General features: G+C 71.4%; 20 protein-coding genes. 5 read left to right on the top strand and 15 right to left on the bottom strand.

All coding sequences use genetic code 11. The features are described 5' to 3' along the window. Positions 1–60 precede the first annotated feature (60 nt). The 3 genes from topA to HGG74_RS02450 form a co-directional block, all read right to left on the bottom strand. Positions 61–2,769 (bottom strand): type I DNA topoisomerase, encoded by a 2,709-nt coding sequence (gene topA, locus HGG74_RS02460; protein WP_168484776.1) that lies wholly within the window; start codon positions 2,767–2,769, stop codon positions 61–63. Positions 2,770–2,914: 145 nt separating this feature from the next. Then, positions 2,915–3,565 carry an ArsR/SmtB family transcription factor gene (locus HGG74_RS02455; RefSeq protein ID WP_168484775.1) on the bottom strand — a complete coding sequence of 217 codons (651 nt, stop codon included), beginning with the start codon at positions 3,563–3,565 and terminating at the stop codon, positions 2,915–2,917. A gap of 45 nt (positions 3,566–3,610) precedes the next feature. Then, positions 3,611–5,254: a DUF7059 domain-containing protein gene (locus tag HGG74_RS02450; protein WP_168484774.1), complete on the bottom strand. Its 1,644-nt coding sequence runs from the start codon at positions 5,252–5,254 to the stop codon at positions 3,611–3,613. Between the two features lie 112 nt (positions 5,255–5,366). Between HGG74_RS02450 and HGG74_RS02445 the strand changes: the two genes are divergently transcribed. Further along, on the top strand, positions 5,367–5,996 hold the full coding sequence (locus HGG74_RS02445) for a GNAT family N-acetyltransferase (protein ID WP_168484773.1): 630 nt from the start codon (positions 5,367–5,369) through the stop codon (positions 5,994–5,996). Here HGG74_RS02445 and trhO read toward each other — a convergent pair. Next, positions 5,933–6,826 carry an oxygen-dependent tRNA uridine(34) hydroxylase TrhO gene (gene trhO, locus HGG74_RS02440; protein WP_168484772.1) on the bottom strand — a complete coding sequence of 298 codons (894 nt, stop codon included), beginning with the start codon at positions 6,824–6,826 and terminating at the stop codon, positions 5,933–5,935. The two genes, HGG74_RS02445 and trhO, sit on opposite strands and share 64 nt — an antisense overlap. 107 nt (positions 6,827–6,933) lie before the next feature. On the opposite strand from trhO, the gene HGG74_RS02435 reads away from it, so the two are divergent. Then, positions 6,934–7,611, top strand: coding sequence for a GNAT family N-acetyltransferase (locus HGG74_RS02435; protein WP_168484771.1), 678 nt, complete (start codon positions 6,934–6,936; stop codon positions 7,609–7,611). Between the two features lie 48 nt (positions 7,612–7,659). After that, positions 7,660–10,017 carry a DNA 3'-5' helicase SftH gene (locus tag HGG74_RS02430; RefSeq protein WP_168484770.1) on the top strand — a complete coding sequence of 786 codons (2,358 nt, stop codon included), beginning with the start codon at positions 7,660–7,662 and terminating at the stop codon, positions 10,015–10,017. Between the two features lie 48 nt (positions 10,018–10,065). Here the strand turns inward: HGG74_RS02430 and HGG74_RS21870 are convergent, their stop codons facing one another. The 7 genes from HGG74_RS21870 to ssd all read right to left on the bottom strand — a co-directional run bounded on the left by HGG74_RS21870 (position 10,066) and on the right by ssd (position 15,440). Then, entirely contained in the window at positions 10,066–10,482 is a 417-nt protein-coding gene (locus HGG74_RS21870; protein ID WP_312856742.1) for an Rv3654c family TadE-like protein, read from the bottom strand. 83 nt (positions 10,483–10,565) lie between these two features. Next, entirely contained in the window at positions 10,566–10,910 is a 345-nt protein-coding gene (locus HGG74_RS02420; protein ID WP_312856713.1) for a TadE family type IV pilus minor pilin, read from the bottom strand. A gap of 110 nt (positions 10,911–11,020) precedes the next feature. Next, on the bottom strand, positions 11,021–11,155 hold the full coding sequence (locus HGG74_RS22215; protein WP_246262598.1) for a DUF4244 domain-containing protein: 135 nt from the start codon (positions 11,153–11,155) through the stop codon (positions 11,021–11,023). Positions 11,156–11,772: 617 nt separating this feature from the next. Further along, positions 11,773–12,336 (bottom strand): type II secretion system F family protein, encoded by a 564-nt coding sequence (locus tag HGG74_RS02410; RefSeq protein ID WP_168484766.1) that lies wholly within the window; start codon positions 12,334–12,336, stop codon positions 11,773–11,775. Then, the gene (locus HGG74_RS02405) at positions 12,333–13,139 is read right to left on the bottom strand and encodes a type II secretion system F family protein (protein ID WP_168484765.1); all 807 of its coding nucleotides are present in this window, start codon (positions 13,137–13,139) and stop codon (positions 12,333–12,335) included. Before HGG74_RS02405 ends, HGG74_RS02410 begins: the two co-directional genes overlap by 4 nt. Further along, complete coding sequence (locus tag HGG74_RS02400) at positions 13,136–14,359, bottom strand: TadA family conjugal transfer-associated ATPase (protein ID WP_205761239.1); 1,224 nt, start codon at positions 14,357–14,359, stop codon at positions 13,136–13,138. Before HGG74_RS02400 ends, HGG74_RS02405 begins: the two co-directional genes overlap by 4 nt. Beyond that, the gene (ssd, locus tag HGG74_RS02395; protein ID WP_168484764.1) at positions 14,334–15,440 is read right to left on the bottom strand and encodes a septum site-determining protein Ssd; all 1,107 of its coding nucleotides are present in this window, start codon (positions 15,438–15,440) and stop codon (positions 14,334–14,336) included. The genes HGG74_RS02400 and ssd overlap by 26 nt, the downstream gene beginning before the upstream one ends. 134 nt (positions 15,441–15,574) lie before the next feature. Here ssd and HGG74_RS02390 point away from each other — a divergent pair, with 134 nt between their 5' ends. Beyond that, positions 15,575–17,254, top strand: a complete 1,680-nt coding sequence (locus HGG74_RS02390) for a bifunctional 3'-5' exonuclease/DNA polymerase (RefSeq protein WP_168484763.1) — start codon at positions 15,575–15,577, stop codon at positions 17,252–17,254. A gap of 711 nt (positions 17,255–17,965) precedes the next feature. Here HGG74_RS02390 and HGG74_RS02385 read toward each other — a convergent pair. The 4 genes from HGG74_RS02385 to HGG74_RS02370 form a co-directional block, all read right to left on the bottom strand. After that, a complete protein-coding gene (locus tag HGG74_RS02385; protein ID WP_168484762.1) occupies positions 17,966–18,688 on the bottom strand; it encodes a hypothetical protein in 723 nt (240 codons plus the stop codon). Between the two features lie 123 nt (positions 18,689–18,811). After that, the gene (locus HGG74_RS02380) at positions 18,812–19,516 is read right to left on the bottom strand and encodes an NUDIX hydrolase (RefSeq protein ID WP_168484761.1); all 705 of its coding nucleotides are present in this window, start codon (positions 19,514–19,516) and stop codon (positions 18,812–18,814) included. Continuing rightward, complete coding sequence (gene nth / locus HGG74_RS02375) at positions 19,513–20,340, bottom strand: endonuclease III (RefSeq protein ID WP_168484760.1); 828 nt, start codon at positions 20,338–20,340, stop codon at positions 19,513–19,515. Before nth ends, HGG74_RS02380 begins: the two co-directional genes overlap by 4 nt. Beyond that, the gene (locus HGG74_RS02370; RefSeq protein WP_168484759.1) at positions 20,327–21,871 is read right to left on the bottom strand and encodes a hypothetical protein; all 1,545 of its coding nucleotides are present in this window, start codon (positions 21,869–21,871) and stop codon (positions 20,327–20,329) included. The genes nth and HGG74_RS02370 overlap by 14 nt, the downstream gene beginning before the upstream one ends. A gap of 325 nt (positions 21,872–22,196) precedes the next feature. Here HGG74_RS02370 and HGG74_RS02365 point away from each other — a divergent pair. Further along, the coding region (locus tag HGG74_RS02365) for an acetyl-coenzyme A synthetase N-terminal domain-containing protein (RefSeq protein ID WP_281356049.1) at positions 22,197–22,468 on the top strand (272 nt) is incomplete at its 3' end.

Genomic DNA, 22,468 nt, shown 5'->3' with positions numbered 1-22,468 from the left:
GAGGGCCGGCGGGTGCCCGCCGGCCCTCCGGCCGCACCGGACGCAGCCGGTCCCCCGGGGCTATTTCGCCGCGGCGGCTTTCCGGCGGACGGGCTTTTTGGCCGGGCCCTTGGCTCGTTTTTCCGCCAGCAGCTCGATCGCCTGCTCCCGGGTCAGTTCCTCGATGCTGGTGGAACGGGGCACGGTAATGTTCGTCACGCCGTCGGTAATGTAGGGGCCGAAGCGGCCCTCCTTGACCACGATCTTCTTCTCCGACACCGGGTCCACCCCGAACTCGGCCAGCGGCGCGGCAGCCGTGCGCCCGCCGCGGGTCTTCGGCTGCGCGTAGATGTCCAGCGCCTGTTCGAGGGTGATCGTGAAGATCTCCTCCTCGGAGCCGATGGAGCGCGAATCCGTGCCCTTCTTCAGGTACGGGCCGAAGCGCCCGTTCTGCACGGTGATTTCGTTCCCCTCGGCGTCCGTGCCCAGCACGCGCGGCAGGCTCATCAGCTTCAGCGCGTCCTCAAGGGTCACGGTGTCCACGGACATGGACTTGAACAGCGAGCCGGTGCGCGGCTTGATCTTGGCAGGCTTCTTCGGCGGCTTCGGCTTGCCGTTCTTGTAGTACTCCACCGGCTGCGCCGCCAGCTCCTCGGCAGTGGGCTCGGGAATGATCTCGGTCACGTACGCCCCGTAGCGCCCCTCCCGGGCCACGATGGTCCGCCCGGTTTCCGGGTCCTGGCCGAGCACCCGCTCGCCCGGTCCCTGCGACTCCATCAGCTCCGCGGCCTTCTGCGGGGTCAGCTCGTCCGGGGCCAGATCCTCCGGCACGTTGGCCCGCTGCGGTTCGCCGGATTCATCCCCCGTGGCGCGCTCCAGGTAGGGGCCGAACTTGCCCACCCGCAGGGTGATGCCCTCGGCGATGTCGACGGAGTTGACCACCCGCGGGTCGATTTCGCCCAGGTCGTTGACCACCGTCTGCAGGCCGGTTTCCTTCCGGTCCCCGTAGTAGAAGTCGTTCAGCCAGTCCACCCGCCGGGCCTCGCCGTTGGCGATGCGGTCCAGGCCCTCTTCCAGCTCGGCCGTGAAGTCGTAGTCCACGTAGTCGCTGAAGTGATCCTCCAGCAGCTTCACCACGGAAAACGCAATCCAGCTGGGCACCAGGGCGGAGCCGCGTTTGCGGATGTAACCGCGGTCCATGATCGTGGAGATCGTGGACGCGTAGGTGGACGGGCGGCCGATGCCGCGCTCTTCGAGGGTCGCCACCAGGGACGCTTCAGTGTAGCGCGGGGGCGGGGAGGTCTCGTGCCCGACGGCGGTGACCTCCTGCGGGGTCAGCCGGTCGCCTTCGTCCAGGTTCGGCAGGCGGCCGCCCTCGGCGTCGTCCTCCTCGTTGCGGGCAGCGTCCTTGCCTTCCTCGTAGGCGGCCAGGAAACCGGGGAAGGTGATCACGGTGCCGGAGGCGGTGAAGACCGCGTCCCGTCCGTCCGCGGCGGTGGCGCCGAGCCGGACGGTGGAGGTGGAGCCCTTCGCATCCGCCATCTGGGAAGCGACCGTGCGCTTCCAGATCAGCTCGTAGAGGCGGTACTCGTCGTTGCTGAGCCTGCTGCGGACCTGTCCGGGGGTGCGGAACGAGTCGCCGGCGGGGCGGATGGCTTCGTGCGCTTCCTGCGCGTTCTTGTTCTTGCCCTTGTACACGCGCGGGGCCTGGGGGACGTACTCCGGGCCGTACAGCTCGGCGGCCTGCCGGCGGGCGGCGCCCACCGCCTGGTCGCTCAGCGCCGGCGAATCGGTACGCATATAGGTGATGAAGCCGTTTTCGTAGAGCCGCTGGGCCAGCTGCATGGTGGTCTTCGTCGAGAAGCCCAGCTTGCGGGCCGCCTCCTGCTGCAGCGTAGAGGTGGTGAACGGCGCGGCCGGGCGCCGGGTGTACGGCTTGTTCTCCACCGAACGCACCGCGAAGTCCGCGCCGCCCAGGGCCTCGGCCAGGGCTGTGGCGGCGGCCTCGTCCAGGTGCACCGCACCGGAGGTCTTCAGCACACCGCGGTCATCGAAGTCCCGGCCGCTGGCCACCCGGGCGCCGTCCAGCTGCACCAGCTTGGCCTTGAAGGAGCCGCCCTTGGCCGCCTCGAGCGGTTCGACCAGGGCGAGCAGGTCCCAGTAGGAGGCGGACCGGAAAGCCATCCGCTCGCGTTCGCGCTCGACCACCAGCCGGGTGGCCACCGACTGCACGCGGCCTGCGGACAGGCCGGCCTTGATCTTGCGCCAGAGCACCGGCGAGAGTTCATAGCCGAAGAGCCGGTCCACGATCCGGCGGGTTTCCTGCGCATCCACCAGGTCGGTGTCGATGTCGCGCAGCTCGCTGAGCGCGCGCTTGAGGGACTCCGGGGTGATCTCGGAGAAGGTCATCCGGTGCACCGGGATCTTCGGCTTGAGCACCTCCAGCAGGTGCCAGGCGATCGCCTCGCCTTCGCGGTCGTCGTCGGTGGCCAGATAAAGCTCGTCGGCGTCCTTGAGCATGGTCTTCAGCTCGGCCACGGTCTTCTTCTTGCCCGGCGACACCACATAGTAGGGCTCGAAGCCGTGCTCGATGTCGACGGCGAACTTGCCCACCGAGGTCTTCTTCAGCTCGGCCGGCAGCTCCGAGGGCTGGGGCAGGTCGCGGATGTGGCCGACCGAGGCGGTGACCTCGAACCCTTCGCCGAGGTACCCCGCAATGGTCTTGCTTTTGGCCGGAGACTCGACGATGACGAGCTTCTTACCGGTCTTTTCGCGGGCCTTGGCTGGCACGTTTCTCCTACATCAACATCGGCGGGGGTGGTACTGCGCTGCCTTGCTCCCCGTTGCGCAGGGCAGTTACCAGCTCAAGGTTAGCCGCAAGAACCCTCCGATGCAGAAACCCGCCTCCGGGCCCTGCGGCCGACGGGACCGCGATTCAGCCGGTTCCCTCCTCGTCCAGGTCCCCGGGCAGGAACGAGAAGACATAGTAGAGCTTCTCCGCCCCGGCGCCGCGGTTGTCCGGATTCGTGGTGGGACTGTACTCCAGCAGGATCTCGCCGATCCGGCGGCCCAGGTCCGCGCGCTGCTCGGCCGTCAGGTAGAAGCGCCCGGTGCTCAGCGCGGCCAGGTGGCCTTCCTGGCGCCAGGTGTCCGGATCCGGGGTCTGCTTGTCCCGCTTCACGTACTTGGCCAGGCGCGCCCGCAGGTCGTTCAGCTCCACATCCACCACGCCCATGGTGGCGGCCCGGCTGTCCGCCACGCTGGTCACGTCCAGCCGGCCGGCCGCGGCCTGCCAGTGGCGTTCCCGGCCGTCCCCCTGGTTGGCGCTGCGCTTGACGAAGCCCCACTTCTCCAGGGCGCGCAGGTGGTAGCTCATGGCGCTGGGAGTCAGGCCGTGCCGCTGGGCCAGCTCGGTGGCAGTGGCCGGCTGCTGGGTGTCGAACAGTTCCTCGATGACTTTCAGGCGCACCGCATGGGCCAGGGCACGGATGGCCCGGGCATCGGAGATGTTCACCCGGTCCCCGGCACCGGCCCGTCCGGCTGCCGCGGATGACGGATCCGCCGGCATTGCTGCTCCCATGGTCATGGACAACAAGTGTAGTGCGCCACACGCCGCGCGGCCTGCTGGTGCTTATTCCGGGGCCGGGATCAGGTAGCCGTCCGCCACCAGGTTGCGCACCTGCTCCGTGAGCCGGGCCGCGAAATCCGCCCCGGGCTCCTCGATCAGGGTTTCCAGAGCGGCCACCAGCGTGCCTACCGCCAGTTCGCCGTCGCTGGCGGAGACGAAACCGGCCAGCTCGGAGCTCATCAGGCTGGTCCGGCGCAGCCCGGCCCCCTGCCGCAGCAGGATCACCCCGGGGTGCTCGGCCCCGGGCCGCTGGTGCCGCTCCTCCGTCACGTCCGGGGCGGGCTGCAGGTGCTGCTGTCCGAAGTCGGCGGCATGGGCGCGCAGCCAGTCGTGGCGTTCGACGGCGGCGGCCAGGTGCGGGCCGATGGGCTGTTCGATGGGATAGGTGATTTCCTCGAAGCGGCGCAGCAGGCCCCCGCCGGGGAAAACGCTGCCCGCCCCGCCGGCCGGGCTGCCGCCGTCGTGCGCCAGGTTCCCCGCGGCGCGGCGCAGCCAGATCATGCCGAAGCCGATGCCTGCCACCTGCCGGGAGGCGAAGTCTTCCAGGTAGGCCGCATAGGCGCGTTCGTAGTGCCCGGCGTCCCGGTTCTCCGCGGCGTCGCGCAGCCAGGTTTCGGCATACTGGGCCGGGCTGAGCCGTTCCCGCTGGATGATCCAGGCCTCGGTATCCGGGGAGAGCCAGCCCTCGATCCGCTGCTGCCACGGTTCATCGGCGCCGCTGCCGTCCCGGCGGATCTCCCAGTTGCCCAGCAGCTGGGCGGTCCCGCCGGGCAGCAGGACCTGCGGTAGCCCGGCCACGAGCCGGGCAACAATCTCGTCCCCCGGCAGGCCGCCGTCGCGGTAGGTGAACTGCTCCGTGTCCGCGGCCGAGCGCGGGGTGATCACGAAGGGCGGGTTGGAGACCACCAGGTCGAACTGTTCGCCCGCCACCGGCTCCAGCAGCGAACCCAGCCGCAGGCTCACCCGGTCCTGCAGCCGCCCGGGGTCCAGGCCGAGCCGGCCGGCGTTCAGCAGCAGGTTGAAGCGGGTGAAGGCCAGCGCCCGGACGGAGATGTCCGTGGCCGTGACGTGGCGGGCGTGGCCGAGCAGGTGGAAGATCTGGATCCCGCAGCCGGTGCCCAGGTCCAGGGCACGCTCCACCGGGGCGCGGACGGTCAGCTGGGCCAGGGTCAGCGAAGCCTGGCCGATCCCGAGCACATGGTCGTGCCGCAGCACCCCCGGACGCTGGTGGGCACCCAGGTCGCTGGCCACCCACAGGTCCAGGTCCTCCGAGGCGTAGGGCCGCAGGTCCGCCAGGGCCGCCAGCAGTCCGCCCTGCGGCCCCACCAGGCCCAGCGCCTGCAGCCCGGCGACGCCGGTGGCGGGGAACGCGGCCGCCAGGTCCTCCGGGGCAACCGGGCGGCCCAGCAGCCACAGCCGCACGGCGGCGGCCAGCGGCTGCCCGCCGGCCGGCCCGCGGGCAGTCGCCAGCAGGGCCGGCACCAGCTGGTCCCGGCCCAAGGCCTCGTACGCCTCGGCCCCCAGCAGCGCCGCGACGCCGTCCACGGTGTAGTTGAGCCGGTCCAGGTCCTCCGCGAGCGCGGCCAGCAGCGGCAGGTCGTGGCTTTGCGGGGCGTCCGGGGTCTGCCCGGCGTTGAAGTCAGTCACGCCACCAAGTTTAAGCAGCAGGGCCCGGGGTCCCCGGGCCCTGGCGGCTGGCAGCCGCGGTTAAGCAGGCAGGGGTTAAGCAGGAGGAGCGGGCCGGTGGTTGAATGGGCCCATGCTTGTCACCACCACGTACCTGGAACAGACCTTCCCGGACCAGCTCGACGGCGGCGCCCGCCCGCTGCCGGCCGGGGCGCGGGTGGAGCAGGTGGAGGCGATCACCCCCGAGTTCAGCAAATTCCTCTACCGCTCCGTGGGCAGCAGCTGGAACTGGACCGACCGGCTGGGGCTGACCCGGGACCAGTGGGACGCGCTGCTGCGCACTCCCGGCGCCGAAACCTGGGTGCTGTACACCGGCGGGGCGCCTGCCGGCTATGTGGAGCTGCTCGGCCGGCCCGAAGCCGCCGGCACGGAGGTGGAGATCATGTACTTCGGGCTTTTTCCCGAAACGATCGGCCGGGGGCTGGGCGGCGGCCTGCTCACCGAGGGCATCCGGCAGGCCTGGCAGCTGCACCGGCGCTGGGAGGGTTTCGCCCCGGTGTCCCGGGTCTGGGTGCACACCTGTTCCCTGGACGGGCCCGCGGCCCTGGCCAACTACACGGCGCGGGGCATGCGGGTCTTCAGGACCGAGCAGGAAGAAACCGAGCCCCAGGATGCGTCGCCGGGGCTGTGGCCCGAAGGTCAGGCCGCGCAGCCGTCCGGACAGCGCACTGGCTCCGGATCCGCGGCGCAGTCCGCACAGTAGAGCGTGAGTTTGCGGCAGCTGGGATTGGAGCAGTTCTCGAACTTGCTCGTAGGCGCCTCGCAGCGCTCGCACCGGCCGAGGGTCCTGGCCTCCGGGGTGAACTCCAGGTGCATGCGGCGGTCGAAGACATAGAGCGACCCTTCCCAGAGCCCGGAGTCGCCGAAGGTCTCGCCGTAGCGGACGATGCCGCCGTCGAGTTGGTAGACCTCCTGGAAGCCGCGGTTGACCATCAACGCCGAGAGCACCTCGCAGCGGATGCCGCCGGTGCAGTAGGTCACCACAGGCTTGTCCTTGAGCCCGTCGTACTTGCCCGAGTCCAGTTCGCGGATGAAGTCGTGGGTGGTTTCCACCTCCGGCACGACGGCGTCCTTGAACCTGCCGATCCGGGCCTCGAAGGCGTTGCGGCCATCGAAGAAGACCACCTCCTGCCCCGTCTGCCGCTTGGCATCCACGAGGGCGTGCAGTTCCTCCGGCTGCAGGTGGGTGCCGCCGCCGACGACGCCGTTTTCGTCCACCTTCAGCTCGCCGGGAGCGCCGAAGGAGACGATCTCGTCGCGGACCTTCACGCTCAGCCGCGGGAAGTCCGCGGCCGAGCCTTCGGACCACTTGACGTCCATTGTCCTGAACGCCGGGTATTCGCGGGTGGTCTTCACGTACTGCTTGACGGCGTTGAGCTCGCCGCCCACGGTGCCGTTGATGCCGTCCTTGGAAATCAGGATCCTGCCGGTGAGGCCGAGCTTTTCGCACAGCGCCCGCTGCCAAAGCCGGACCGCCTCCGGATCCGGGAGCGGAACAAACACGTAATACAGCACAATCCTGTTCAAAGCCACGTATTTAAGGGTACGGTGCCGGGGCAAACCGTCCCGCACCGGCAGCCGGGGCGCCGGCTGCCGAATGTGGGATGCCGAGAGCCGCAGCGGTTCGGTACTGTCTAAGCATGGCCATCGATTACACACGCGACGTACCCGACAATCTGCTGCCCGCCTGGGTAGCCGGCTGGTCCGCCTGCCGCGGGTACACGCCTGCCACGGAAGAAACCGGCCATCCGGCCATCGTGCTCTCGGACAAGACCGGTGACTGGGAGTATTTTGCCTACGAACCCGAAGAGGACGAGTTCGCGGATCTGGCCTCGCAGACCGTCCGGTCCTCCAAACGCATGTTTACCGTGCTGACCCGCAATCCCGCGCGGATCCGCGAACTCGCGTCCAGGTACGGGCTGCGGGTGCACCACAGCGACCAGTCCATGATGGCCACCGACATGTCCAACCAGGACGCCGAGGACCCTTGGTACCGGGACCCCGACTTCAAGACCGAACTGGTGCGCAACGGCAATGTGCACCGTGCCCGGGTCACCTACCAGGGCGAGGAAGCAGCCCACGGCGTGGTGGCCGTGGTGGACAGTGTCGCCGTCTTCGACCACATCGAAACCGCCGAGAAGTACCGCCGGCGGGGACTGGCCACCCACGTCATGCGCGCGCTGATCGCCTCCACGTTCGAGCACATCGTGGAAACCGGGCTGCTGATCGCCTCCCACGACGGACGGATGCTCTACAACCACCTGGGCTGGGACACCGTCTGCGACGTCCTGATCCTCAAACCGGCGGACGCGCCCTGACGCTGCCGGCCGCCCCTGCGGCGGCGGCCGGGATGGCAGAATTGTCCGGTGGCTGTGGCTGAATCCCTGATCAGTCTGCTCGGGTCCGGCCCGGACCCCGAGCAGCTCGTGCAGGTGCGCGAACTTCCGTCCCGCGCGGCGGTCCATGAACCTTGGCCGGACTGGGTCCACCCGGACGTCGTCGCCGCGTATGCCGCCCTCGGCGTGCAGCGGCCCTGGCGGCACCAGGTGCGTGCGGCCGGCGCCGCCCATGCAGGACGGCACACGATCATCGCCACCGGCACCGCCTCCGGCAAGTCACTGGCCTACCAGCTGCCGGCACTCGACGAGATCCACCGCAGCGGGCTCGAGCAGACGGCCAGCCTGGAGCCTGCCGGCTCCGCCGCGCTGTATCTGGCGCCGACCAAGGCCCTGGCAGCGGACCAGCTGGCCGCCCTCAAGGCGCTAAAGCTGCCCACCGTACGGGCCGAAACCTACGACGGCGACACGGACCCCGGTGCGCGGCGGTGGATCCGCGACCATGCGAACTTCGTCCTGGCCAATCCGGACATGCTGCATTTTGGCATCCTGCCGAACCACCCGTGGTGGGCACGTTTCTTCCGACGGCTGAAATTCGTCATCGTCGACGAGGCCCACAGCTACCGGGGCGTGTTCGGCTCCCACGTGGCCAACCTGATGCGCCGGCTCCGGCGGATCTGTGCCAGCTACGGCGCCGATCCAGTCTTCATCGGTGCCTCGGCCACCTCCTCCGCGCCGGGGGCCTCTTTCGGACGTCTGATCGGCGCCGACGTGACCGCCGTCACCGAGGACTGCTCGCCCCACGGTTCCACCACCGTGGCTTTCTGGGAGCCGCAGCTGACCGAGCTCAGGGGCGAGAACGGGGCCCGCGAGCGCAGGACGGTGATCGCCGAAACTGCCGACCTGATGGCCCATCTGGTCGCGTCCCAGGTGCGCACGATTGCCTTCATCAAGTCCCGGCGCGGTGCCGAGAACATTTCCTCGATTGCCAAGCGGCTGCTGGACGAGGTCCATCCGTCCCTGCCTGGCCGGGTGGCCGCGTACCGGTCCGGCTACCTGCCAGAAGAACGCCGGGAGCTGGAAAGGCGGCTGCGGTCCGGGGCACTGCTCGGGGTAGCCAGCACCTCCGCGCTCGAACTCGGCATCGACATTTCCGGCCTCGACGCGGTCCTGGTGGCCGGCTGGCCGGGAACCCGGGCTTCGCTGTTCCAGCAGATCGGCCGGGCCGGGCGGGCCGGCCAGGACGCCCTGGCCGCCTTCATCGCCAGCGACGATCCGCTGGACACCTACCTGGTCCACCATCCGGAGGCGGTGTTCGATGTCCCGGTCGAGGCCACGGTGTTCGATCCGTCGAACCCGTATGTGCTCGGGCCGCATCTGTGCGCGGCGGCCCAGGAGCTGCCGCTGGTGCCGGACGAGCTGGAGCTGTTCGGCCCGGCCGCTGCCGGGCTGCTCCGGGAGCTGACCGACCGCGGCTATCTGCGGCGCAGGACCGCCGGCTGGTACTGGACCCATCCGGAAAGCGCCGCGGCGATGGTGGACCTGCGCGCCAGCGGCGGCGGGCCCGTCAGCATCGTCGACGCCGAATCCGGCGCGCTGCTGGGCACCATGGACTCCCCGCAGTCCCACTACCAGGCCCATGCCGGAGCGGTGTATGTGCACCAGGGCGAAACCTACGTGGTGGAGGAACTCAACGAGCAGGACCGCTGCGCCCTCGTCACCCGTTCCAACCCCGACTACTACACCCAGGCCAGGGACATCACCCAGATCGAGGTGCTGCAGCCGCTGCGCGGCGAGGACTGGGGCCAGGCCCAGGCCGAATTCGGCGAGGTCAAGGTCACCACCAAGGTCGTCTCCTATCAGCGGAAGGCCTTTGTCTCGAACGAAATCCTCGGCGAGGAGCCCCTGGAACTCGAGGCCCGCGAGCTCTTCACCAAGGCGGTATGGTTCACCATCGATGAACGCCGGCTGGCCGGGGCCGGCCTGATCGCGGCCCGGGTTCCCGGTGCGCTGCACGCAGCAGAACACGCGGCGATCGGGCTGCTGCCGCTGGTGGCTTCCAGCGACCGCTGGGACATCGGCGGCGTCTCCACCGCCCTGCACCCGGACACGGGCACACCGACGATCTTCGTCTACGACGGCCACCCCGGCGGGGCAGGCTTTGCCGAGCGGGGATTCGAGGCCGCCCGCATCTGGCTGGCGGCCACCCGGGATGCCATCCTCGCCTGCGAGTGCGAGGCCGGTTGCCCGTCCTGTGTACAGTCGCCCAAATGCGGCAACAAGAACAACCCGCTGGACAAGGACGGGGCGGTCGTCCTCCTTAATGCCCTGCTCGCCGACGCCGGGTCCCCGGAGGCCCGGGAGGCCCCGGAAGCCGCTGACGGATAGCGCCGGCTGTCCGGCCACGGCCGCCGGCCGGCAGGTACCGGGCACCGGTCACGGCGGCGGACCTGCCCGGGCCCGGCCGGCAGCCTCGGCATGGCCGGCAGTGAACAGGCCCCAGACTGCCGGGAGCGGCACCGCGGTGTCCACGTCGACTACCACGCCCCCGGTACCGCTGCGCCGGCAGCCGCGCAACTGGGCGTCCTGTTCGCCGGCGACCCGGGCTGCGAGCGTGCACGGTTCCCCCTCCACCAGGCCCCGGGCGGCATCCGCAGCTGCCAAGGCTGCCAGATCCGCCGCCTTCCCTGCCCGGGCCGAGGCAAGCCCGGCCTGGACAACCCCGGCCAGTGCCGCCAGCATCATGCACAGGACCAGGGCCAGCCCGGCCGCCAGGACGGTACCGGCACCCTGCTGCCGGCCACCGGCTGCACAGACTGCAGTTCGGCCGGGGACGGGTCTGCGCGGCCGGATCCGTCCCCGGGACCGTCCGGCGGTCTTCCGCCGGTTCCCGGGAAGCCGCGGTGTTTCCCCGGTGCGAATGTTTCGGCCGGCCGTCATGGCCGGCCGTCGCCCACCATTGCAGTGCCGGAACCGGACAGTTCCGCCGGGGCGGTGGCCTCGGCTGCCAGCGTCCAGCCAGCCAGGAGTCCCCACGGTCCGGGGACAGGCGCGGCCACCCGAACGGTTACCCAGCCGCCGGCGGTTCCGGCGGACAGATGTACCGCATCCCCGGCAATCGCCCGGACCGTGGCAGCGGCACGGCCTTCAGTTTCTCCGCGGCCGAGTTGCCGGACTGCGGCTTGGGCAGCCTTTTCCAACTGCAGCTGCAGCACACCGGCGGTAGCGCCGGCCAGCAGCAGGCCGAGCAAGGCCACCAGTGCCGGCAGCACGACCGCCACCTCGGCCGTCGCTGCTCCCTGTTCAGGCCCGCTGGCGGGGCACCGGGCGGTGAGGCACCGGGCCGGTGCCCGGTCCTTGCTCCGGGCAGCACCGCGGCTCTCCATCCCGGTCACACCACCGACAGCGCCTGCTCGATGATGTTCATGAGCAGTGCACGGACTTCCCCGCTGCGCATGATCAGGACCAGCAGCCCGGCGAAGCCGACGGTGGCCAGGGTGGCAATGGCGTACTCTGCGGTCGCCATCCCCGTATCGGAGCCGGACAGCACTTGCCAGCTGCGCTTCCGCGGGCGCGGCTGCCATGCCCCGGGCAGTTCAATCACCTCGGCCAGCTGTCCGTTCCCGGTGTTCGGAACGGACCCGGCTGCCCGGACTGGCCAGCCGTCCCGGCCCCGGCCCGCAGCCGGGCTGTCCTCCAGGTTTTCCTCCCGCGCAGATGCCGTCCTGCGGGACCACGCTTTCTTCAGTGCCAGCAACATTTTTCCTCCAGGTTCCGGTCTGTCATTCGATTGCTTTGCCGGTATTCCGGCCCGCTGCCTCGCGGTATCCCCAGCCTGCCCGTGCCCGCACGGTGCCGGAACAGGGTCCTGTGGACAACGGGACAACTGGCGGTCGTACGGCGGTGTGGAGGGAAAGACACCTCATCCGCCGTGCAGGCCACGCTCCGGAACGGCCCGTCCGCGCAGCCGGCCGGCGGGCCGGCACGCCGGTCCCGGAGCAGCACGGGAAACAATGCGGTACGGACGCACGGACGGCCCGTGACCCGGCAGCCGGCGGGCAGCAGGGTCCAGCAAGGTGGAAAGCCGCGTCCGGGCACCCTCCGGGTCCGAAACACGGGGCCGGGGTGTGGCAGAACCAGGCTTCAGAGCCGGGGCAGCAGGGAGACCAGCACCGGAACCACGCCCAGGCAGACGAACGACGGCAGGGCGCACAGGCCGAGGGGCAGCACCAGCCGCGTGCCCAGGGCGGCCGCACGCCGCTCGGCCTCCTGGCGGCGCCGGCGCCGTATCTGTTCCGCCTGCACATAGAGGATGGCGGCCGCGGGGGCCCCGGTCACGGCGCCGAACCGCAGCGCTTCCTGCAGTTCCTGCAGCTGGCCGTCGCCGCCTGCGAGCGCCCAGGCGGACTGCCATTCGGTGCCGAGCATCAGTGCCCCTGCGACCGTCTCCAGCCCGTCGCGCACGGGTGGGGAGCATACCCGGGCCAAGGTGGCCACCGCGTGCGGCAGCGGTGTTCCCGACTGGACCATCGCCCCGAGCAGGTCCAGCATCAGGGCCGTCTCCAGCCTGCCCTCCGATGAGCCGCTCCTGCCGGTGCCGGCGGCCCCCTTGCGGGCCCGGACCCGGCCAGGCCTGGTTCCGGCGGCTGGGCCGAACAGCAGCCGCAGGGCCCCGAACACGCAGAGCGCGGTGAGCAGCGCTGTCATCGGGTGTCCTGCCCGTCTGCGGCATGGGCCACGAGACGCCGCGACCACATCCGGCCGGCGGCGAGCAGGCCGGCCCCGGCCGCCAGCACCATCCAGCCTGCGGGAGTGCCCAGCAGCATACCCAGCGGATCCACTCCCATGAGCATGCCCAGGCCCAGGCCGAGCAGCGGCAGCCAGGTCAGCAGCACCGAGGTGGCCCGCGGCCCGGCCAGGGCCGTGCGCCGGGCCGCTGCAGTATCCAGTTCATGCTGCAGATGGTCTGCAAAGTTCTCCAGCAGCACGGCCAGGGGTGCCCCGGTCAGTTCGGAGATTTCCCAGCAGGCCGCCAGTTCCGTCCAGACACGCTGGAACCGCGGGCCGGCAGGCGCCCCGCCGCTATCGTGCCGGAGTGCGTCGACGACGCTGAGTCCCAGTTCCGCCGCACGCCCTGCTGCCCTGATCCGCGGTCCGACCGCCGCGGCCAAGGCATCCGTGCTGCCGGAGAGGCTGCGGCCCTCCGGATGCGCGCCCGGGTGGCTTTCCGGTCCAGGGCGGGCATGATCGTCCCTGCCGGTGGAGACCGGTCCGGGATCGTAAACCCGGGCCATGTCCTGCCACATGGCAGCCGGCGTCCGGCCCGACTTGAGCAGCGAGGCCAGCTGCCGTACGAAAACCGGCAGTTGCCAGGCAGCGCTGGCGTCCCCAGGTCCAGGACGGCGGCGGCGCCCGGCCACCGGGCGCAGGCGCCGATGCCGCCGGCGGCTGCCGGCGAGGATCAGTCCGGCGGCCGCTGCCGCCAGCAGGAACACCGCGAGCCCGGTCATGGCCGTGAGGTCCGGGCCGCCGGTCCGCCGGGAAAAAGCCTCGCGGCCAGTGCCGGCCAGCCAGGCCCGAAGCCGACAGCGTCCCGGTCCTCCACAAGTGCCGTGACCGCTTCCAAGCTTCCGGCTCCGTCCGGCCGCAGCAACGCGATCTCCTGCACCCGGCGCCCCGCCGGTCCGCGTTCGAGGTGGATGACCAGGTCCAGCGCACTGCCGGCCTGCAGCACCACGGCCTCCCTGCTCAGGCCGGCCAAGGCTCCCATCGCCGCCAGCCGTGCCGGCACGGCCCCGGCCGAATTGGCGTGGATGGTGCCACCCGCGCCGGCGTGGCCGGTATTCATCGCCGCCAGGAAATCCGCCACCTCGGCGCCGCGGCATTCGCCCACCACCAGCCGGTCGGGCCGCATCCGCAGGGCCTGCCGGACCAGCTCGCCCAGATCGACGGTGCCGGCCCCCTCCACGTTGCTGTGCCGGGTCTGCAGTGCCACCACGTGCGGGTGTGCCGGATTCAGTTCCCCCGCGTCCTCGACCAGCACCAGCCGCTCCCGGCTTCCAGCCAGGCCGAGCATGGCCGAAAGCAGTGTGGTCTTTCCCGACCCCGTGGCCCCGCTGACCAGGAAATTCAGCCGACGCCTGACAATGGCCTCCACGTACTCGACCCACCACGGGCCATCCGCCAGCAGCTCGGCCAGCGAAAACACGCGTGGGCGCCGGATCCGGATGGACAGCAGGGTGCCGCCGGACGAGACCGGCGGCAGCACTGCATGTACGCGGTATCCGTCCAGCTGGACATCCGCGCAGGGGCAGCTTTCGTCCAGCCGGCGCCCGCCGGCGGCAATGAGCCGGGAAGCCAGGGCCCTCACCTCCGCGTCGCTGCCGAAAGCCACCGGACTTCTGACCAGTCCGTCCTCGCCGTCGGTCCAGACCTCGCCGGGGCCGTTGACCAGGATGTCTGTCACCTGCTCCGAAGCGGCCAGCTTGTGCAGCGGTCCGAGGCCGCGCAGGTCGGCGGTGAGGGCGTCGACAGCTTCCAAGGCCCCGGTGGTACCCAGCAGCCGGCCGCTGGTGCGCAGCGCCTCGGCGACCCTGGCCCCGGTGACCGGTGCCGGATCGGACAGTACTGCGGCACGGACCGGACCCAGGCGGCCGGCTCCCGCTTCCTGTTCCGCCCTCCGTCCCGCACATTCTCCCGGTCCGTCACCGCTGCCCGCCGTCGGGTGCAAGGCAGCCCAGCAGTGTTCTGGTCCGCCGTCTGACGGCCCGGGTGCGGCCTTTGTCCAGCAGGCGGCCGCCCAGCTCCGCGGCGGCCATGCCGCCCACCCGCGGCAAATATGTCCCCAGCGGCAGGTGCAGCCGCCCCGCCACCAGCTCTTCGTCCATGCCGGCCGGAAGCGGACCCTGGACGACGGCCAGCGGCACCACCGGATCCAGTGCGGCTGCTGCTGCGGCGGCGGCGCGCACTCCGCGTTCCCCCGCACCGGTCACGAGCAGGGTCTGCCCGGCCTGGGCGAGCCAGCCGTCCAGGCCGGGCTGCACCCGGCCGGCATCGACCAGGACCAGGCCGAACCCGGCCGCTGCGGCCGAGAGCACTTCGCGGACCACGTCACCGGGCACCTGTGCCCCCGCCGCGCCCGGCTCCGGGGAAGGCGCCCAGGGCAGCAGCGAAAACCCCTCGACCACCGGCAGCGCCGCCTGCAGCTGGCCCGGATTTATCGAGCCTTTCACCCCGGCCAGGTCCGGCCAGCGCAGCCCCGGTACCGCATCGGCGCCCAGCAGGCTGTCCAGGCCACCGCCCAGTACATCCCCGTCCACCAGCAGCGTCGGGACACCTTCCGCCGCTGCCTGTGCGGCCAGCCAGCAGGACAGGGTGGTGCACCCCAGTCCCCCACTGCTGCCGAGCACCGCCGCAACGACCCCCGCCCGGTCCGGGTGCCGGTTCCTGCCCAGGTACTCGGCCAGCCAGGCCGCAGCATCCGGCAGGACCGCCACCCGCTGGGCGGCGACGGCGGCCGCCAGCTCCCACAACCGGGCGGATTCTTCGGGAAAGCCCACCACGATCACATCTCCGGCGGCCCTCGGCAGGCCGGCGGCTGCGGCACCGCCCAGCAGCACCGCAGCGCCCTCGGCGGCTCCGCCGGGCTCCGGCACCCTCTCGACGGCCCGCACCGCCAGGCCGGCAGCAGCCGCGATGCGGGCTACCTCGTCCTGGAGCCGCGCGGACGCTGCGACCAGCACTACCTCCGGCGGGGCCTGCGCCGGGGTCCACCGCCGCGGTCCCGGCCGGCCCTGTTGTCCCTTCCGCATGCGGCGAGCCTGGCCTCCGGCCCGGGTTCGCTGGAAGCGGTCCGGCCCCCATTGTGCGGCTGAGCACGGCGGCCTCGGGCTGTGGAGGAGGACTGGCGGCGCAGCCGGGCCCGCCGGCAGGTGACAATGGACCCATGTACCTGGTGCTGGCATCCTCGGCCCGGCAGGTCTCCGCGTCGTCCGGAACCGAGCCGGAGGCCTACATCCAGCAGACCACCGCGGACGGAACGCCGTCCGCACCCGCCGTCGTCGTGCCGGCCGGCGGCCTGCCGGACGCCGTGCGGCAGCTGGACGCGCCGCATGTTCGCTGGGTCTGGGACGGGACGCGGGAGCATTACCTGCCACTGCTGCGGGCCGGTGCCACGGTCGGCCGGTGCCACGATCTGGCCCGCTGCCGCGCCATCCTGGCCTACTCGGAATTCGCCCCGCAGTCGCCATACATCCTCGGGCTGCAGGATACCCCGCCGGCGCAGGAGCTGCCACTGCCGGGACAGCCGGAGCAGTCGGTGCTGTTCGAGGCACGGCGCGCCGGTCTGCCGCTGGAAGAACTCGTCGAGGAACTGCGCCGGCAACTGGCAGCCGTGGAAGATTCACCCCAGCCGGCGCGGCTGCGGCTGCTGCTGGCGGCCGAGTCCGCCGGCTGCCTGGTCGCTGCCGAGATGGAGCACGCCGGGGTGCCCTGGCGGGAGGATATCCACCGGCAGCTCCTCGACCGGTTCCTCGGCCCGCGTCCCGCCGGCGGCGGGCGCCCGCCCGAACTTGAGCGGCTGGCCATCCAACTGCGCGAGGACCTGGACAACCCCGGGTTCAACCCCGACTCGCCGCAGGAACTGCTGCGTGCCCTGCACCGTGCCGGGATCGAAGTGAAGACCACCCGGTCCTGGGAACTGCAGGAGCACCGCCATCCGGCCATCGCCACGCTGCTGCAGTACAAGAAGCTGTCCCGGCTGCATAACGCCAACGGCTGGGCCTGGCTGGATGCATGGGTCCGGGACGGCCGCTTCCGGCCCGAATACCTGGTCGGCGGGGTGGTCACGGGCCGCTGGGCCTCGCGCGGCGGGGGCGCGTTGCAGATTCCCCGGCAGGTCCGTGCCGCCGTGCGCCCGGATCCGGGCTGGAAGCTGGTGGTGGCCGATGCGGCCCAGCTGGAGCCGCGGGTACTCGCCGCCCTCGGCCGGGATCCGGCCCTGGCCGCAGCCGCGCGCGGGCAGGACCTGTACCAGGGCATCGCCGACGCCGGGTTCGGCGGCGACCGGGCACAGGCCAAGGTAGCCATGCTCGGGGCCATGTATGGGGCGACCACCGGGGAATCCGGGCGGCTGATGCCGCGTCTGGCCCGGGCCTACCCGCAGGCGGTCGCCGTCGTCGAACGCGCCGCCCGGGCCGGCGAGGCGGGCCAGGTGGTCAGCAGCTACCTGGGGCGCACCTGTCCGCCGCCGTCGGAGCGCTGGGCGGCGGCGCAGCGGAGCACCACGGCGCAGGAACAGCGCCGTGCCGATGCGGCCGCGCGCAGCCGCGGCCGTTTTACCCGTAACTTCGTGGTCCAGTCGACGGCGGCGGAATGGGCACTGTGCTGGCTGGCGGAAATACGGCGGCGGCTGCGTGCCCGGGCTGCCGCGGGCACCGCCATCGGGGAGCTGGTGTTCTTCCTGCACGACGAGGTGATGCTGCATGTGCGCGCCGAACACGCGGAAACCGCCTGCCGGCTGGTCGAGGAATCGGCTGCGGCCGCCACGCAGCTGATGTTCGGGCCGCTGCCTTTGGAGTTCGCGGTGTCGGTGGCGGTTGTGGACTCCTACGCCGACGCGAAATAGGACTTATCCACAGCCGGCAGCCTCCCCTTGGCCGCCGTGCCGCGGCGGCCTAGCCTCCTGAGCAGGAACACGTTGGAAGCAGCCGGGCGCCGCACCGGCCTGCATGGCGCTGCGGGAGGCCTGGATGGCACTGCTGACCATCGATACAAATGCCCTGCACGACGCCGCCTCCGCGGCGGACCATGCAGCTACCGAGGTCTGGCGGCTGGGCACCGACCTGCCCGGGCAGCTGGCCGCCGGGGCGGGGATGTCAGGCTGGGAAAGCACGGCCATGGACTGGGGCCGGGAGTACGACGCCGTGGCCGCGCAGCTCTGCGCGGCGCTGGAGGGCCTGCACACTGCCTATGCGGGCACGGCGCACCAGGTCCGGCTCGCTGCCGGACTGTACAGCTGGACCGAGGCGGCGGCAGCCGGGCAGCCTCCGGGCGTCCACCAGGTTCCTTGGCCGGCCCTGCCGGCGGCAGGGTTCCCGGCCCCGCCCTCCGCCGTGGGCGGGAGGTTTCCGCTCCTGCCGGAGTTCGGGCAGTTCCTGGCCGATGCGGCCGGGGTCATGTGGCCGTCCGGGGACGCCGAGGCGCTGCGGCAGACCGCCGCAGCCTGGCTGGACGCTGCCGACCGGATCCGCCGGCTCGCCGCCCGCTGCCTGCAGTCGGCAGCCGCCGCCCTTGTGGGCCTGGTGGCAGCCGATGTGGAGCTGCTGCGGCTGCATCATCAGGACCTGCACGCCTGCGCCCTGGATATTGCCGCAGGCTGCGAATCACTCGCCGCCGGCTGCCGGATGTTCGCGGCGGAGATCGAGCAGGCCCATGCCGAGCTGGTGGCCGAGACCCGGGACTTCGCGCTCACGGTCGCCGCCGCCCTCGGCGCGGCGGCGCTGGCTTCCTTCGTCACCGCCGGGGTGGCGGCGCTGGCAGGCGGCGGGGTCGCGGCTGCCCGGGCTGCCGTTGCCGCCGCACGCTTCCAGGCCGTCACCGGCTGGCTGAGCGGCCGGGCCGGAGAATTGGCCCGGGCCCACCCCGTGCTGCAGGCACGGCTGGGCGGTACCGCGGCCCGGCTGGCGGACCTTGGCCGGCGCTCGCAGCTGCACCGCGTGCCGGCGATGGCTGCCGCGGCCAGAACCACGGCCACGGTCCAGGGCCGGGTGATCGCCGTCCAGGGGCGGGCCTTGGCCTGGTCCGCTGCCACGAGGATCCGCGCGGTGGCGGCCCGGCTTCCGGCCGTCCTGCCGCCGGGCACGCTCTCCGCGGGCCGGACGCTGGCCGGCAAGTACGGGGACAGGCTCCTGGGCACCATCGCCTCCGGCCCGGAAACCGCCGTTGCCCAGACCGTCGGACTTGCCGCCCGGCCGCACATCTCCCGGGCGTACGGCACCCTCGTCGCCTCCTCCCGGCAGACCGCAGGGGCGCACCGGTGGATCACGGGCAGGATCGACATGCAGAAACCGCTGCCGGTCGCGGCGGGGTCGGCCACCGTCCGGGTGGCTGGCCGGGACGGGCGGCCGCAGCCCGGCGCCGGCCGTGACACCGCCGCACATCCGCTGGCCGGACCCGCTGCGGCTCAGCTCCGGTCCGCGCCGGGCCGGAGCGGGGCGGGGATTTCCCGGGCCTGGTCCCACGCCTGGGCCCAGCCCAGCTCGTCGAACAAATGGCTCAGGACCGCCGCGGTGAACCCCCAGACCACGAGGCCGTTGACGGTGAAGGCGGGGCCGCGGTGGATGCGCCCGGCGCGCCTGAGGACCGCGGTGTACCGGTTGTCCGGATGCAGCAGGTCCGCGACCGGCACCCGGAATACCTGGGCGGATTCGTTGAAGTCCATGACCGCGACGGGCGAGGGCAGCGTCCACCAGGCCAGCACAGGGGTCACCATGAACCGGCTCACGCTCAACGGAACCTCCGGCAAGGTGCCCAGGATGTCCACTCCGGAGGCGTCAAGTCCGGTTTCCTCCACGGCCTCGCGCAGCGCGGCGGCTTCGGGCCCGCCATCCTCCGGATCGATGCCCCCACCGGGGAAGGACACCTGGCCCGGGTGGTCCGCCAGGGTCCCGGCACGCTCAATCAGCAGCACATCCAGGTCATCCGGCACGGCAGCGGAATGGGTCCGGGCCGGCACCACGTCCAGGGTCCCGAAAAGCAGCAGCACAGCCGCATGCCTCACACTGGCGGGATCAAGGTCCTCGAGCTGCCACCGTTCACGTTCGCGGATGGAGAGCCGCTCCCCCAGCGGGACGGAGACCAGGCGCTCCAGGTCGGCCTTGGCGCTCATGCGTCCAGCTTAAATCCGGCAGCGCGCAGTTCGGCGCGGGTCTGCCCGGCCAGCATCCGGGCCAGCAGGTCCTCCCGCCCGGGAGCCAGCTCGTACTTAAGCAGCTTCCTGGCCTTCTCCGGGTCCACTTCCCCTTCGCCGTAGGACGGGCACCACTGCGCCACGACGCACGCCCCGCAGGCGGGCTTGCGCGCATGGCAGACCCGGCGGCCGTGGAAGATGACCCGGTGGGAGAGCATCGTCCATTCCTTTGGCTCGAACAGCCGCGCCACATCCGCTTCGATCTTGTCCGGATCCGTGGCTTCGGTCCAGCCAAAGCGGCGGGCCAGCCGGGCAAAGTGGGTATCGACCGAAATGCCGGGAACGCCGAAGGCATTGCCGAGGACCACATTGGCAGTCTTCCGGCCCACCCCGGCCAAAGTGATCAGGTCCTCCTGCCTGGCCGGCACCTCGCCGTCGTACTCGTCGACGATCCGGTTGGCCAGGGCCAGCAGGCTCTGCGCCTTGGCCCGGTAAAACCCGGTCGGCTTGATCAGTTCCTGGAGCACCGCCTCATCCGCCTCGGCCAGCGACTTGGCGTCCGGATACCGGGCAAACAGCGCGGGCGTGACCGAGTTGACGCGTACGTCGGTGGTCTGCGCCGAGAGCACGGTCGCCACGATCAGCTCGAATGGATTCCTGAAATCCAGTTCTGCCACAGCATAGGGGTACTGCTCCGCCAGCGCCCGGTGGATCCGGCGTGCACGGCGCTTGAGTGCCAGCTCCGTTTCCGGTGCTCGCCTGCGCTTCCGCGGCCGGGCCGGTCCGGCGCTAGGCGCGCTCAATGTTCGTCAAATCCCGGAGCACGCCCACGCGCCCGTCCGTGTGCTGGACCAGGAACTCATCGCCGCGGTCCTGCAGCGCCAAAATCCAGGCGCCCGGTTCCAAGGTGAAGATCGCCGCGCCGGTATTCTCGTCGTACACCGGACGGGTGCGTCCGACGGCGAACCAAAACGCTTCGTAGACAGTCTCCTCGTCCTGAGGAACGTTGTCCCGCGTCGCGGAAATCGGTTCTTCCCGGGCGGCACGTGCGGCCGACACGGTATCGAGGGCCACGGTGGCGGCCCCGTTGGCTCCTGCGGCGCGGGCGGCGGCCGGCGCCGCACCCGCGGAGGCCGCAGCCGGTTCCCGGCCGGACTGGGAAACCCGTTCCTTGACAGCGGCCGGTTCCCGGCCCGACGACGCGCGTTCCTTGGCTGCCACCTGCCGGTCCGCTTCCCCGGCAACCTGGCCGCTGGCCGCTGCTGCCGGCTGCGCACCGGCGGCCTGGACTGCAGCCTGGACCGGAGCCTGCGGCTGTCCGGCCTTCCCCGCCCCAGGCTGACCGGTTCCCTGCTGTCCGGCCCCGGCAGCTGTCCGGGCCTGGTCGGGGCCGCCCGCCTGGGAACCGGCCTTGAGCTCGGCCGCCACCGCTGCCGCGGCAAGGGTGTACTCGGTGTCCGGAATGCCCATGGCCTCGCCGTCGGCAGCGCCCGGTGCCACCGCGTCAACTGCCGGCGCTGTCCGGACACTGGGCTTCTTGGCGGCCGCGCCCGCCTTCTTCGCGGCAGCCGGTGCCCGGGTACCGGCTGCCGATGCGGAACCGGAGGCCACTGTGGAAGCCGGGGCAGCCGAAGCCGCAGCCTTAACCCCCGCGGCAGCCGGACCTGCGCCGGTCCGGGCTTCCTTCATTTCCGGGCCGGCGGGCTGCGGCACTGCAGCTCCGGCCGGGGCAGCCGCGGCCGGGGCAGCGTACTGCGCGGCCGATGCGTAGCTGCCCGACTCCGAGACTTCTTCCCCGGCCCTGGTTCCGGCTGCCGCAGGCCGGACGGTCTTGGGCCGCGCGGGGACGGCATCGCGGGCTACCGGGTGGGCGGGGATTTCATGCCGCCCGGCGAAATCCGGCGCCAGTTGGGGAATCCACGGCGCGAAGACGGTGGCCGTGAGCAACCCGAGGCTGCCCAGGAAACCCACCACGGCACCGATGCTGAAAGCGTTGACCATGATCAGGAAATAGAACGCGGTGGCAAAGGACGCGGTCACCGAGGCAAACTGGTCCACGGACAGCGAGCCGATGCGCAGCTTCGTCTTGGGAGCCACGCGGCGGATGACGAACAGCACCAGGACGGCTGCCGGCAGCAGGATGCTCAGGCCCAGGTGGAACAGGCTGGCCGAGTTCCACTGGTTCAGGCCGACTCCTTCCACCACGGCGGTCGGCAGGACCGAGGCCAGGAACAGCAAGGCCACGGAAACCGCGACCACGACATCCCTGAGGGTGAACGGCCCGACCACGGCCGTGCTGGCGCCGCCCTCGGCGGCCACTGTCTGATCTGCCATGTTGCATCTCCGATCTTCGCTGCCTCGTCAGCCGTGCACAGCTTTAGCGCTGGTCTTTAGCCTAATAAAGGTTCCGGACCTTCACTAGCAGGTGGGGCAGGCCCTTCCGTGTCGCCGGGGCGCCATGCCAGGGTCCGGCCAGCCCCTCCCTTGCCGATCCGGTGCGGGAGCAACCGTTCACCGCAGGATTCCGGCCGCTCGCGGCGCCATTGTGATGCCGGACACGCATTGCCCCCGGCAGGCGCTAAGGTGGTTTGCAGAACCAGTGGCAGCGCCCGCCCCGGGCGGGGTTGCTATGCCCGCGACACCATGAAGGGAACTTCACATGTCCGAATCCAACGGAACCCAGCCCGCTCCTGCCACAAGCGATGCGCTCGAGAACCTGCTGCACGAGAACCGCCGGTTCGCCCCGGATCCGGAATTCGCGGCCAATGCGGTGGCGCGGCCGGGGGTCTACGAGGAGGCGGCCGCGGACCGGCCGGCGTTCTGGGCCAGGCAGGCGCGGGAACTTTTGTCCTGGGAGAAGGACTTCGGGCAGGCGCTGGACTGGACGCACGCCCCGTTCGCGAAGTGGTTCGTGGGCGGGGAACTCAACGC

It is taken from the genome of Arthrobacter mobilis, assembly GCF_012395835.1.
In the GTDB taxonomy this organism is placed as follows: Bacteria; Actinomycetota; Actinomycetes; order Actinomycetales; family Micrococcaceae; genus Crystallibacter; species Crystallibacter mobilis.
The sequence above is the reverse complement of the archived record's forward strand: the minus strand, read 5'-3'. Positions and strand labels throughout refer to the sequence as shown.